This is a genomic window from Dactylosporangium sp. NPDC049140 (assembly GCF_040648435.1).
In genome coordinates, this window is the sequence record NZ_JBEZDS010000017.1 from 79,661 (window position 1) to 91,561 (window position 11,901).

Here is an 11,901-nt window from a genome sequence, read left to right on the forward strand (position 1 = left end):
TGGGTTCCGCCTTTCTGGTCGGAGAACTGTGGGGCCGCCGGGCCCGCCCATGGGTGCGGACGGGCCCGGCGGCTGCGCCGGTCAGTCCTTCCACACGTCGTTGAGCTTGAGGAAGCTCTCGGAGGTGAAGGCGAAACCGTGGACCTTGCTGCTGACGCCGGCCTTCTGCACCCGCTCGAACAGCGGGAACGTGACGCCCTCGGCGATGAGGTAGTCCTGGAGGTCGGCGTAGGCCTGTTTGGTCTGGGCCGCGTCGGTGGTCTGCAGCGCCTTCGTGAACAGGGTCTGCACCTGGGTGATCCCGGCCGGCGGCGCGGAGGCCCGGGCGAGCGCCCTGGAGTTCGCGACGTCGGGGTTCAGGATGAACTGCAGCGCGCCCGGGTCGGCGCGGGTGAAGTACGTGCCGGTCAGGTCGTATTCGCCGTTGTTCACGTACGTCGCCTGCTGGGCCTGGGTGAGGGTGCGCAGGCTCAGGTCGATGCCGACCTTCTTCAGCTGCGCCTGCAGCAGCTCCGAGCCGGCGCTGAACTGCGTGGTCGGGTAGTCGATCGTGAGCTTGGCGCCGCCCTTGTACCGGTAGCCGTCCTTGCCGACCGTCCAGCCGGCCGTGTCGAGAGCCTTGGCGGCGCCGTCGGGGTCGTAGCCGAGCTTGTCCGACTGGGACTTGAAGAACGGCGTGGTCGCGTTGAACGCGCCCTGGACCACCGGGTAGTTCGCGCCGAACACGGTCGTGGCGTAGGTCTTGCGGTCGATGGCCTTGTTCAGCGCCAGCCGCACCTGCGCGTCGCCGAGGACGTGACCGGCGGCGGTGTTGGCGAACAGCGTGTAGGACACACCCGGCAGGGACCGCTGTTCGATCTTGTCGCCGGAGCGCTGGATGAGCTGCTCGTCCTGGGGCGTGAACGGGTTACGGGGCCAGGAGATGTCGGTGGCGCCGCTGATCAGGTTGCCGGTGCGGACGCTGTCCTCGGCGATGTAGTTGAAGACGACCTTGTCCAGGTACGCCTCGCCGCGGTTCTTCGACAGCGCCGAACCCCACTGGTAGCCGGTCCTCTTCGTGAGGACCGTCTCGACCTTCGCCGTGTAGTGGTCCAGGACGAACTGCCCGGACCCGACGACGCTCTTGCCGGTGCAGCGTTCCGCCGGGGTCAGCTGGTACTCGGCCGGGTCGGTGATCGCCAGGTTCGTCGTCGACGTCGCCTGCAGGAACGACGAGTTCGGCTTGCTCAGCGTGAACTCGACGGTGCTCGCGTCGACGGCCTTCGCACCGGTCAGGCCCTGCACGTACGACGCACCCAACGCGGCGCCGTTTGTCGCCTTCACCGTGGCGATCCAGCCGGTGGCGTTGTCGGCGACGGCCTGCGCGTCGAGCTTCTTGCCGTTGCTGAAGGTGACCCCGTCGCGGAGTTTGAAGGTGTACGTGAGGCCGTCCGGGCTGATCTGCCAGCTCGTCGCGAGCCACGGCACGATCTCGCCGGTCTTCGGGTCCTGGTCGGTGAGCGAGTCGGCGAAGTTCCGGATGATCGATCGGCTCTCGATCCAGTACACCTGGAACGGGTCGATGCAGGCCAGGTTCGGGTTGTCGGGGAAGTACGAGACCTTCAGCGTGCCGCCGCTCTTGGGCGTGCCGCCGTCGCCGCCGCTGCTGGCGGCCGGCGTCCCGCCGGCGCATCCGGCCAGGGCCAGCAGCGCCGTGCCGACGGTTAACAATCGAAGTCTATGCATGATGTTTCCTTCTCGAAGGCCGGCGTCAGACGCCGAGGATCCGGCGGCCGCTTGCCACCAGGACGGCGTCGTCCTGCGGCGGGTGGACTCGGATGCAGAGCGCGTCGCGCAGGTGCCGCTCCAGCGGGTGGTGCCGGGACAGGCCCGGGTTGCCCAGTGCGGCCACGGCCGTCTGGGTCGCGGCGATCACCGAGCGGGCGATGGCCACCTTGACGGCGGACAGTTCGGGCAGGATCGAGGTGTCGCCGCTCTCGACCCGCAGCAACGCGCCGTGCAGCAGGGTCTCGGCCTGCACGATCTGCAGGTCGATCTCGCCGGCGACGGACTGGATGCGCTCGGTCTGCGCGATCGGCCGCCCGAGCGCGGTCGGCACCCGTTCCCTGGCGAACGTCACGAACGCCGTCCGCGCGGCGCGGGCCACCCCCAGGTAGAGGGCGGGATGGCCGAAGCTGCCCGGTCCGGCCATGGCGGCCGGGTCCCGGTACACCCCGTCGGCGCCGCGGGGGATCTCGGTGAACGCGTCGGCCGGGACCGCCACGTCCTCGTACACCACGTCGTGGGTATTGGAGGCGCGGAGCCCCAGGTGGTCCCAGGTGTCGAGCCAGGTGATGCCGGGCCGGTCGCCGGGGACGATGACGTGCCCGACGCGGGGCCGCTCCGGGTCGCCGTCCGGCTCGTCGGCGACCGCCCACACGACGTGGTAGGCCAGGCCGGTGCCGCCGGTGGCGTACGCCTTGCGGCCGTTGAGCACCCACCCGCCGGCCGTGCGGGTCGCGGTCGTGCGGGGCAGCCCGCCGCGGGCCGGGGCGCCGAGCTCGGGCTCCGCGCGGACGGCGTTGACCAGGGCCGGGCCGTCCTGCGAGCGCCGGAGCAGGTCGTGGTAGCACTCGGTGGGCCAGCTCGGGTGGGCCGCCTGCGCGGCGTGGGTCAGCAGCGTGTTCGCGGCGAGCAGACCGACGGAGGCGTCGCCCTCGCCGAGCGCGGTGAGGATGCGGGCGATCTGGCGCGGACCGGCACCGGGCCCGCCGAACTGCGCGCCGACGGCCGCGGTGAGCAGGCCCGCTTCGTGCGCGACACGTAGTCCGGGCCACGGCAGGGCGGCGGTCCGGTCGTGCTCGGCGGCGGTCTCGACGACCCGCGCGGTGACGGCCGCGAGGGCCGCGTCGGACAGGTCGGGCGTGGTGAAGGTCAGCGGGGGTGCTTCGGCGCTGGTCATCGCTGCCCCGCCGTGGCGAACCGCGCGTACGCCGGGTCGTAGTTGCCGAGATGCTCGGCCTGCAGGGTGCCGCGCTGCCCGGTCTCCCGTCGGTGCGCGAGCTCCTGCCGGACCAGGGGCAGGACGTGTTCGCCGTAGTCGATGGCGTCGGCGAGGGTGTCGTAGCCGCGGATCGACACCAGCGACGCGCCGTGGTCGACGTAGTCGAGGATCGCGGCGGCGACCGTCTCGGGCGAGCCGACCAGCGCCGTCGAGGCGCCCGCCGCGTTGGTAACCGCTGCGGTGCGGGTCCACAGCGCCCGGTCGTAGAGCTCGGAACGCTCCGCGAAGGCGAGGGCCCGCTGCGAGCCGACGTTCTGCGGGGCGCCCTGGCGGTATTGCTGCACCGGGCCTGGCTTCTGCCAGGTCTCGGCCAGCTTTGCCACATACTGCTGCGCCTTCTGCCAGGCCAGCTCGTCGGTGCGGGCGATGATCGGGCGGAAGGTCACCCAGATCCTCGGCAGCGTGGTGCGACCGGCGGCCCGCGCGATGGCGTGCACCCGGTCGATCTCACCGCGCAGGTCGGCGAGCGGCTCGCCCCAGAAGCTGAAGATGTCGGCTTTCTCGCCACCGATGGCGAACGCCTCGTCGGACTGGCCGCCGATCGAGATGGGGATCGGGCCGTCGTGCGGTGCGAAGCCGGGGCCGAAGCCGTCGAACCTGTAGAACTCGCCGTCGTGGCTGAACGCCGCCGGTTCCGTCCAGGAGCGGCGCAGGATGTCGATGTACTCGGAGGTCCGCGCGTACCGTCGCGCCTTGGGCAGGTAGTCGCCCTGCCGGGCCTGCTCGGCGTCGTTGCCGCCGGAGATGAGGTGGACGACGGCCCGCCCCCCGGTGAGCTGGTCCAGGGTCGCGAGCTTCTGCGCGCCGACCGTGGGGAACGTGGTGTTGGGCCGCAGCGCGACGATCGGCCGGATCCGTTCGGTCAGCTGGCCGACCGCGCTGGCTACGACGAACGAGTCCGCGCTGCCGGCGCCGTAGGGCAACAGCGTGTAGTCGTACCCGGCGTCCTCCAGGGCCCGCACGTACCGGCGGAAGTACGGCAGGTCGATGCCGCGGCTCGGGACCGGGTTCAGCTCCGTCGACGGGTTCAGGTGCGACAGGCTGATGAACTCGACCGCCGGTGCCGCGGTCGAGGGAATCGTGGAGCCGAACGTCAGCGCGTCGCTCATGCGGGGTCCTCTCTGCTTCCATCTCCTAGTTCACCTACTAGTTTGGTAGGAGATTGGTCCGATGTCCAATAACAATCCGGACTCGGCACCGACCGCGATTCACGATCGGTCAAACCCTTGCCAACTCCTATACCAGCGGTATGAAAATGGAGGCGTGTCGTCCGACGGATCAAGCATGAGCGCGGCTGAGCTGCGCCGGGTCTTCAGCGCCTTCCCCAGCGGGGTCACGGCCGTGGCGGCGCTGATCGACGGCGTACCCGTCGGGCTGGCCGCGAGCTCGTTCACCTCGGTGTCCCTCGAACCACCGCTGGTGTCGATCTGCATCGCGAAGACGTCGAACACCTGGCGGGCGCTGCGACTGGCGGAGCGCCTCGGCGTCAGCGTCCTCGCCGCGCATCAGGAGCACCTCGGCCGGCAGCTCGGCGCCCGCGGCGGCGACCGGTTCGCCGGCGCGACCTGGCGCACGACCCGCAACGGCGAGATCCTGCTCGACGGCGCCTGCGCCTGGCTGGACTGCAGCATCGACAGCGAGATCCCGGCCGGCGACCACGACATCGTCCTGCTGCGGGTGCATGCCCTCGACGCCGACCGCGGCGTCCCGCCGCTGGTGTTCCACCAGAGCACGTTCAGCCGCCTGCACCGCGCCGCCTGAGCCCCCTTCCGCGGGCCCGGGGCCGGCGCGGTGCAACCGGGCTGTCAGCTCTCGGGTGCGACGGTCGGGAGACCCGCCTCGGCCCAGGCGGTGAACCCGCCGTCGACGTGGACGACGTCGGTGAAGCCGCGGCCGAGGAGCTCCGCGGCGACCGGCCCCGACCCCACGATCGAGCCGCACACCACCACGATCGGGGTGTCCAGGGAAACGATCGGCGCATGCCGCTGCGGTGACTCCAGGCCGAACTCGGCGGCGAGGCGCTTCCGGTCGGCGATGATCGCGCCCGGGACGGTGCCGTCGGTGGCGCGCCGCGGCGCGCTGCGCACGTCGACGAGGACCGCGCCGTCCGCCACCCGCCGCCCGGCCTCGGCCGCGTCGACCAGCGGCGCCGGCGGATACGGGTCGGCGCCGGTCACCGCCGGCCGGTCCGGCAGCGCCGCCCACTGCGACCACGACCCCGGGTACAGCACGACGTCGACGAGGCCGGCCAGGCTCAGCGCGGCGATCTGGTGCGCGGCGGTGACCCCGGAACCGCAGTAGACCCCGACGGGACGGCCGGGCATGACCCCGAGCGCGGCGAACCGCTCGGCCAGCTCCGCCGGGTCCCGGAAGGTGCCGTCGTCGGTGAGGTTCTCCGACGTCGGTGCGCTCACCGCGCCCGGGATGTGTCCCGGGCGCGGGTCGAACGGGTTGGGCTCGCCCCGGTACCGCTCCGCGGCGCGCGCGTCCAGCAGCACACCACCGTCCGCCACCAGGCGGGCGGCGCCGTCCGGGTCCGTCGACCGCAGCGTCCCGGCGGTGAGTGTCACGCCGCCCTGCTCAGGCTTCTCCTCGTCGGTGGCGAGGGGATGGCCGGCCGCCCGCCACGCGGCCAGGCCGCCGTCGAGCAGGCGAACGTCGGCGACGCCGGCCCAGCGCAGCAGCCACCAGGCCCTGGCGGCGGCGAGGTTGCCGTTGTCGTCGTACGCGACGACGGTGTCACCGGCGTTGATGCCCCACCGCCGCGCGGCGGCCTGCAGATCGGCGACGTCCGGCAGCGGGTGGCGGCCCGTGCCCTCGCCGGCCGGAGCGGCCAGGTCTGTATCGAGGTCGACGTACACGGCGCCGGGGAGGTGCCCGGCGAGGTACTGCGCGTGCCCGGCCGGGTCGCCGAGACGCCAGCGCACGTCGAGCAGCCGCACGCTGCCGGACTGCGGATCGGGCAGGATGCGCTCGGCGAGCTCGGCGACACTCACGAGCACGGGTCCGGGGGTCTGCGACATGTCAGATGGCCTTTCCTGGGTTGAGAATGCCGGCGGAGTCGAAGAGCTGCTTGATGCGGCGCTGCAGCGCCAGGACGTCGGCGCCGAGCTCGCGTTCCAGCCATGCGTGCTTCAGCAGGCCGACGCCGTGCTCGGCGCTGACCGTGCCGCCGAGGGCGAGCGCCAGGGCGAAGATCTCGTCCGCGGCGCGGTGCGCGGCGAGGCCGTCGAGGTCCTCAGGTGGCAGCAGGATGATCGGGTGGAGGTTGCCGTCGCCGGCGTGCGCGAACACGAAGATGTCGGTGCCGGTGGCCGACGCGATCGCGTGCACGCCGTCGACCGCCTCGGCCAGCCGCGACCGGGGCACCGCGATGTCCTCGATCAGCACCCGGCCCTTCGCCTCGATGGCCGGCAGCGCGTCGCGGCGGGCCGCGGCGAGGTCGGCCGCGACCGCCGGGTCCTCGGTGGTCCGGACGCTGCGGGCGGTGCGGGCCAGCACGGCGGCGACGGCCTCGATCTCCTCCCCCGCGCCGAAGCCGTCGGTCTGCACCAGGAGCAGCGCGGCGCCGAGCCCGGCGTGATCGCTGCCGCGCAGGTCGTCGATGGCGGCGAGGGTCGGGCCATCGACGAGCTCGAGCACGGCGGGGCGTACGCGGGCCGCACCGAGGGCGATCGACGCCTGGGCAGCTTCCGTCACCGAGGCGAAGTAGGCGACCGCGGTGGCCACCCGGGCCGGCCTCGGCAGCAGCCGGACGGTCGCACCGACGACGACGCCGAGGGTGCCCTCGGAGCCGACGAACAGGCTGACGAGGTCGAGCCCGACGACGCCCTTCACGGTGTCGTGCCCGACGTGCAGGAGGGTGCCGTCGGCGAGGACCACGTCGAGGGCCAGAACGCTGTCGCGGGTGACGCCGTACTTCGCGCCGCGCAGCCCGCCCGCGTTGGTGGCGACGTTGCCGCCGACGGTGCAGATCGCGACGCTGCCGGGGTCGGGCGCGTACATCAGGCCGTGCTCGGCGGCGGTGCGGTCGAGGTCGGCGGCGATGACGCCGGGCTCGACGCGGGCGATGCCGTCGGCCGGGTCGATGTCGAGGATCCGGTCGAGTCCGGACACGTCGAGCACGATCGCGTCGCGGCCGGCGACTGCGCCGCCGGCCAGCCCGGTGCCGGCGCCGCGGGTGACGACCGGGGTGCCGGTCCGGGTGGCCTCGGCGAGGGTCCGCTGCACGTCGGCGACGGTCCGGGCACGCACGACGGCGTGCGGCGGGCCGTCCGGCGCGAACCCGGACCGGTCGGTGAACAGCGGCTCCAGCTCGACCGGGCCGGGTGCCGGGCTAGGCACCGGCGTCCGCCGTCACCGTCAGCAGGTCGCTCACCCGGTTCGTGCCCGGAGGCAGGCCTGCGGCGGCCTGGGCGCCGAGCAGGCGTTGCAGCCGCTCGTTGACCGGGGTCGCGACACCGTGCCGGCGGCCGAGCCGGACGATCTCACCGTTGAGGTGGTCGACCTCGCTGGACGTGCCCCGGGCGAAGCTCTGCCAGGTCGACAGCCGCCCCGGTACGTGCCCCGGGACCGGCGCGAACGTCAGGCCGGCACCGGCCCGGATCGCGTCCGCGGCGGCCGGGACGATCCCGGCGGTGGCGTAGGCGGCCTCCGCCTCCGCGGCGAGCAGCGCGCCCGCGCGGGCCTTCTCCTCGTCGGTGCCGTCGAGGAGGTCGAGGCCGTTACGCACGTTGCCCAGCAGCTTGCGGGCCTTCCACGCGGAGATGTCCGGGACGCTGTGCACGCCGAACCCGGCCGCCGTCAGGTCACGGACGAACCGCTCCTGATCCTCGTCGCCCGCCCGGTCCGGGTACCGGCCGAGCCACACCACTCCGACGACCGGGAACGACGGGTTGACGACCTCGCCGGGGACCAGGTAGCTCGCCGCCACCGCGACCGTGACGCCGTAGACCCGGCCGAAGCGGCGCAGCGCGTCGTCCTCGGTCGCCAGCCCGTTCTGCACGGTGAGGATCGGCAGGTCGGCCGCGAGCCCGGCCGGCGCGCCGTCCTCGTCGTGCACGGGCCGCCAGGCCCAGTCGATGAGCGCCGCCTCGGCGTCCTGCGCCTTCGTCGCCAGCACCAGGACGTCGTCGGTGGTCAGCCGTACCTCGTCCGGGCCACCGGCGACCGCCAGCCGCACCACGTCGTCGCCATGCGGCCGCCGGATCCGCAGTCCGCGGTCCCGGATCGCGGCGAGCTGCGCACCCCGGGCGACCAGGACCGATGCGATACCGGCCAGCTCCAGCTGGGCGGCGAGCAGGCCGCCGACGGCGCCGGCGCCGATCACCACGTACCGGGTCATGCGGCACCCACCCCGCCGGCCACCAGCGGCGGCTGGGCGACGACCTGCCCGCGGCGGCCGGTCTCGGCGCGGTGGGCGAGCTCCTGCCGGACCAGCGGGATGATGTACCGGCCGTAGTCGATCGCGTCGTCGAGGTTGTCGTAGCCGCGGATCGAGATCAGGTCGGCGCCGAGGTCGACGTAGTCGAGGATCGCCGCGGCGACCGTCTCGTAGCTGCCGACCAGCGCGGTCGAGGCGCCGGCCGCACCCGTCGCCGTGGCCGTCGGCGTCCACAGTGCCCGGTCGTGCACGTCCTTGCGGCCGGCGATCTCCAGCAGGCGCTGCGAGCCGACGTTCGCAGGCCCGTCGGCGCCGGCCCAGCGCGCCTTCCACGGCCCCGCGCCGCGGCGGCCCTGCAGGATCGCCAGGATGCGGTGCGCCTTGTCCCAGGCGAGGGCGTCGGTGGCGGCGACGATCGGGCGGAACGTGACCCAGGTGCGCGGCGTGTCTTCGCGGCCGGCCCGGCGGGCCTCGGCGGCGACCCGGTCGATCTGCTGCCGGGTGTCGGCGAGCGGCTCGCCCCAGAGGCCGAAGATGTCGCCGAGCGCGCCGCCGACCCGGTACGCCTCGTCCGACGACCCGCCGACGGAGACCGGGATGGTGCCGTTGACGGGCCGCACCACTGACACGAAATCCTCGAACGTGTAGTACTTCCCCCCGTGGTCGAACGACTCGGTCGACGTCCAGACCTTGCGCAGGATGCGGATGTACTCCTCCTGCCGCTCGTACCGTTGCGCCTTGGCCAGCCGGTCGCCCTCGCGGGCCTGCTCGGCGTCGCTGCCACCGGCGATGAGATGCACGACGGCCCGGCCGCCGGACAGCTGGTCGAGGGTCGCGAGGGCCTTGGCGGCGACGGTCGGATACATCGTGTTGGGCCGCAGCGCGATGATCGGCCTGATCCGCTCGGTGAACTGCGTCAGCGCCGCCGCCACCGTGAACGGGTCGTGGAACGTCGAGTTGTACGGCACCAACGTGTAGTCGAAGCCGCCGTCCTCCAGGATGCGGGCGTAACGGCGCAGGTACCCGACGTCGACGGCCGGATCGGCGCGCCCGTTGACCTCGTTGCTGGCGTTGACGTTGATGGCACTGATGAACTCGACCGGCATGGGGTCGCACTCCTCGGTAAGGACGGCGCGGCGCCGAGCGGCCGTGCCATGCGACAATAGCCTACTTACCCGATGGGAATACATCCAATTCGGTTCGGTGTCCGGCACCGATCGGCAGACGCGATCGGTACCTTCTCAGGCAACGCTGCGCAGATGCGCCCGGGTTGCGAAGAACTCGCGGCTCACCTCGCACGCCATCCGCTCGAGTTCCGGGTCGATGCCCCTGCGGGCGGCGAGGTGCAGCCCGATCGTGCCGACCTCCGGCAGCTCGCGCCGCACCACCAGCCCGGCGGGCGTCCGGCCGGTGCTCGGCAGCAGCGCGACCCCGAGCCCAGCCCGGACCGCCGCGACCACCCCGTCGAGGCTGGTCGACTCGGCGATGATGGCGGCGACCCGGCCGTCCGCCTCGAGGGCCTGCAGCGCCCGCTGCCGCAGCCCGCACGGCTCCTCGAATGCCACGACCGGCCACGCGTCCCCGCCCGCGGGCGGCGTGAACTGGGCCGCCGAGTACCAGTGCAGCGGCAGCTCGGTGACGGGCGTGCCGATCGGCTCGGATCCGGCGAGGACGACCGCGAGGTCCAGCGCGCCGCGGGTCACGGCCTGCGCCAGCTGCGTCGACCGGTCGATGCGGAACCGCACCGTCCGCCCGGGGAACCCGTGCCGCATCACGGCCAGCAGCTGCGGCAACATCTGGTCGGCGGCGTGCTCCGTGCATCCGACGAGGATCACCCGCTCCGCCACGACCTCCAGCCGCCGCAGCGACTCGTCGTGCACCGCCAGGATCCGCCGCGCCTCGACGAGCAGCGCCTCACCGTGCACGGTGAGGCGCATCCCCCGTCCAGCCTTCTCGACCAGCGGCTCCTTGAGCCGCCGCTCCAGCAGCCGCACGTGCTGGCTCACCGTGGACTGGCTCATCCGCAGCGCGGCCGCGGCCCGGTGGAACCCGCCGCAGTCAGCGATGGCCACCAGTGTGCGCAGGTGGACCAGGTCGAGCGGGTCAGCCATGACGCCCAGCGGCCCATGTCGAAACGTCCGGCACCATGCGCCCGATGATGCGGACAATCGCCGCCGCGTGTCAATCGCCTCACATCGTGACTACCCCGGCTGAGCGGTGCGGGCGTCGTACTCGGCGCGCGCGGCGTCGATCAGGGCCAGGTGCTCGTTGCTCCACCGCAGCAGGTGGGCGGTGGCCTCGCGCAGGGTCGCACCCATCGGGGTGAGTTCGTAGCTGACGTTGGGCGGCATGACGTTGTGCACGGTCCGGGTCAGGATGCCGTCGCGTTCCAGGCTGCGCAGCGTGACGGTGAGCATGCGCTGGCTGATGCCGTCGATGCCCCGCTTGAGCTCGGTGAAGCGGCGCGGGCCGTCCCGGAGGTGACGCACGACCAGCAGCGACCACTTGTCCCCGACGATGTCGAGGACCTCCCGGGGCCGGCACCCCAAGGCCGACTCGACCGGCTCGTCCGTGGTGCTCATCAGTGGTTACCTCCAGAGAACCGGGGCACCGAAATGTGCCTGATTGCGCAAGGCGTGGTGGTCAAACCAGCATTGTCACGGTCACAAAAGAGTACCGAGGCACAGATGGGAACCGCATCTCATGACCACACCGACATACCTTCTGGTCCACGGCGCCTGGCACGACGGCCGCTGCTGGGAGCGGGTCGTCCCGCGGCTGGCCACGGCCGGCCACCGGGTGTTCGCGCCGTCGCTGACCGGGCACGGCGACAAGGCACACCTGCTCGGCCCCGAGGTCGGGCTGGACACCCACGTCGACGACATCGTCGGCCTGATCCTCGAGGAGGACCTCACCGACGTCGTCCTCGTGGGGCACAGCTACGCCGGGCTCGTCATCTCCGGCGCGGCCAACCGGATCCCGGATCGGATCGCACACCTGGTCTACCTCGACGCGATGGTCCCGCGGGACGGCGAGAGCGCCATCGATGTCATGCCCGTGACCCAGTTCCTGATCGACCAGGCCGCGGCGTCCGGCCCGGGCTGGCGCATCCCGCCGCTGCCGGAACAGCCGCCGCCGCTGGGGCTGTTCGGCGTGACCGACCCGACGGACGTCGCCTGGCTGCGCAGCCTGCTCACCGACGAGTCCGTGCGCTGCCTGCAGCAACCGGTCCGGCTCGACAACCCGGCGGCCGGCGCGATCCCACGCACGCACATCCACTGCGTCGCTCACCAGCCGGAGGGGATCACCCGCCGTCCGGTCCCCGCGGGGCAGCGGGTGTGGGAGCTGCCGACCGGCCACGACTGCATGATCACCATGCCGGCCGAGTTGACCGACCTGCTGCTCAAGCTCGACTGACCGGCGGGACCAGCCCGGCCACGAACATGCCGAACGGGTGGTTCGCGCCGGAATCTGC

Annotated in this window: 11 protein-coding genes and 1 pseudogene; 2 read left to right on the top strand and 10 right to left on the bottom strand. The window is 72.7% G+C overall.

Annotated elements, in window-relative coordinates; genetic code table 11:
* Positions 1 to 81 precede the first annotated feature (81 nt).
* Genes AB0B76_RS26630 through AB0B76_RS26640 form a run of 3 tightly spaced genes read right to left on the bottom strand, consistent with a single transcriptional unit; the run spans position 82 to position 4,152 of the window.
* Positions 82 to 1,710 (bottom strand): ABC transporter substrate-binding protein, encoded by a 1,629-nt coding sequence (locus AB0B76_RS26630; protein ID WP_360380310.1) that lies wholly within the window; start codon positions 1,708 to 1,710, stop codon positions 82 to 84.
* A 40-nt stretch (positions 1,711 to 1,750) separates the two neighbouring features.
* The gene (locus AB0B76_RS26635; RefSeq protein ID WP_360380313.1) at positions 1,751 to 2,941 is read right to left on the bottom strand and encodes an acyl-CoA dehydrogenase family protein; all 1,191 of its coding nucleotides are present in this window, start codon (positions 2,939 to 2,941) and stop codon (positions 1,751 to 1,753) included.
* On the bottom strand, positions 2,938 to 4,152 hold the full coding sequence (locus tag AB0B76_RS26640) for an LLM class flavin-dependent oxidoreductase (RefSeq protein WP_360380315.1): 1,215 nt from the start codon (positions 4,150 to 4,152) through the stop codon (positions 2,938 to 2,940). The genes AB0B76_RS26635 and AB0B76_RS26640 overlap by 4 nt, the downstream gene beginning before the upstream one ends.
* A 175-nt stretch (positions 4,153 to 4,327) precedes the next feature.
* Between AB0B76_RS26640 and AB0B76_RS26645 the strand changes: the two genes are divergently transcribed.
* Positions 4,328 to 4,804: a flavin reductase family protein gene (locus tag AB0B76_RS26645; protein ID WP_360380318.1), complete on the top strand. Its 477-nt coding sequence runs from the start codon at positions 4,328 to 4,330 to the stop codon at positions 4,802 to 4,804.
* 44 nt (positions 4,805 to 4,848) lie between these two features.
* On the opposite strand, the gene AB0B76_RS26650 is transcribed toward AB0B76_RS26645, so the two are convergent.
* From AB0B76_RS26650 to AB0B76_RS26680, 7 genes and pseudogenes are all read right to left on the bottom strand, one after another.
* The gene (locus AB0B76_RS26650) at positions 4,849 to 5,220 is read right to left on the bottom strand and encodes a rhodanese-like domain-containing protein (protein ID WP_360380559.1); all 372 of its coding nucleotides are present in this window, start codon (positions 5,218 to 5,220) and stop codon (positions 4,849 to 4,851) included.
* A 12-nt stretch (positions 5,221 to 5,232) separates the two neighbouring features.
* Positions 5,233 to 6,066: pseudogene (locus AB0B76_RS26655) on the bottom strand (sulfurtransferase); the annotation flags it as partial.
* Position 6,067: 1 nt separating this feature from the next.
* A complete protein-coding gene (locus AB0B76_RS26660) occupies positions 6,068 to 7,387 on the bottom strand; it encodes an FAD-linked oxidase C-terminal domain-containing protein (protein ID WP_360380320.1) in 1,320 nt (439 codons plus the stop codon).
* The gene (locus AB0B76_RS26665; protein ID WP_360380322.1) at positions 7,380 to 8,387 is read right to left on the bottom strand and encodes a 2-dehydropantoate 2-reductase N-terminal domain-containing protein; all 1,008 of its coding nucleotides are present in this window, start codon (positions 8,385 to 8,387) and stop codon (positions 7,380 to 7,382) included. Before AB0B76_RS26665 ends, AB0B76_RS26660 begins: the two co-directional genes overlap by 8 nt.
* Positions 8,384 to 9,532, bottom strand: coding sequence for an LLM class flavin-dependent oxidoreductase (locus AB0B76_RS26670; protein ID WP_360380324.1), 1,149 nt, complete (start codon positions 9,530 to 9,532; stop codon positions 8,384 to 8,386). The genes AB0B76_RS26665 and AB0B76_RS26670 overlap by 4 nt, the downstream gene beginning before the upstream one ends.
* A gap of 135 nt (positions 9,533 to 9,667) precedes the next feature.
* Positions 9,668 to 10,537: a LysR substrate-binding domain-containing protein gene (locus AB0B76_RS26675; protein ID WP_360380327.1), complete on the bottom strand. Its 870-nt coding sequence runs from the start codon at positions 10,535 to 10,537 to the stop codon at positions 9,668 to 9,670.
* A 90-nt stretch (positions 10,538 to 10,627) separates the two neighbouring features.
* Positions 10,628 to 11,008 carry a helix-turn-helix domain-containing protein gene (locus AB0B76_RS26680; RefSeq protein WP_360380330.1) on the bottom strand — a complete coding sequence of 127 codons (381 nt, stop codon included), beginning with the start codon at positions 11,006 to 11,008 and terminating at the stop codon, positions 10,628 to 10,630.
* 121 nt (positions 11,009 to 11,129) lie between these two features.
* Between AB0B76_RS26680 and AB0B76_RS26685 the strand changes: the two genes are divergently transcribed.
* Complete coding sequence (locus tag AB0B76_RS26685; protein WP_360380333.1) at positions 11,130 to 11,843, top strand: alpha/beta hydrolase; 714 nt, start codon at positions 11,130 to 11,132, stop codon at positions 11,841 to 11,843.
* The last annotated feature ends 58 nt before the right edge of the window (positions 11,844 to 11,901 follow it).

What these genes read in the sequence shown, in the direction of transcription:
- AB0B76_RS26640 (WP_360380315.1), bottom strand. Translation starts at nt 4,152, where the DNA reads ATGAGCGACGCGCTGACGTTCGGCTCCACGATTCCCTCGACCGCGGCA.
- AB0B76_RS26635 (WP_360380313.1), bottom strand. Translation starts at nt 2,941, where the DNA reads ATGACCAGCGCCGAAGCACCCCCGCTGACCTTCACCACGCCCGACCTG.
- AB0B76_RS26680 (WP_360380330.1), bottom strand. Translation starts at nt 11,008, where the DNA reads ATGAGCACCACGGACGAGCCGGTCGAGTCGGCCTTGGGGTGCCGGCCC.
- AB0B76_RS26665 (WP_360380322.1), bottom strand. Translation starts at nt 8,387, where the DNA reads ATGACCCGGTACGTGGTGATCGGCGCCGGCGCCGTCGGCGGCCTGCTC.
- AB0B76_RS26675 (WP_360380327.1), bottom strand. Translation starts at nt 10,537, where the DNA reads ATGGCTGACCCGCTCGACCTGGTCCACCTGCGCACACTGGTGGCCATC.
- AB0B76_RS26685 (WP_360380333.1), top strand. Translation starts at nt 11,130, where the DNA reads ATGACCACACCGACATACCTTCTGGTCCACGGCGCCTGGCACGACGGC.
- AB0B76_RS26670 (WP_360380324.1), bottom strand. Translation starts at nt 9,532, where the DNA reads ATGCCGGTCGAGTTCATCAGTGCCATCAACGTCAACGCCAGCAACGAG.
- AB0B76_RS26645 (WP_360380318.1), top strand. Translation starts at nt 4,328, where the DNA reads ATGAGCGCGGCTGAGCTGCGCCGGGTCTTCAGCGCCTTCCCCAGCGGG.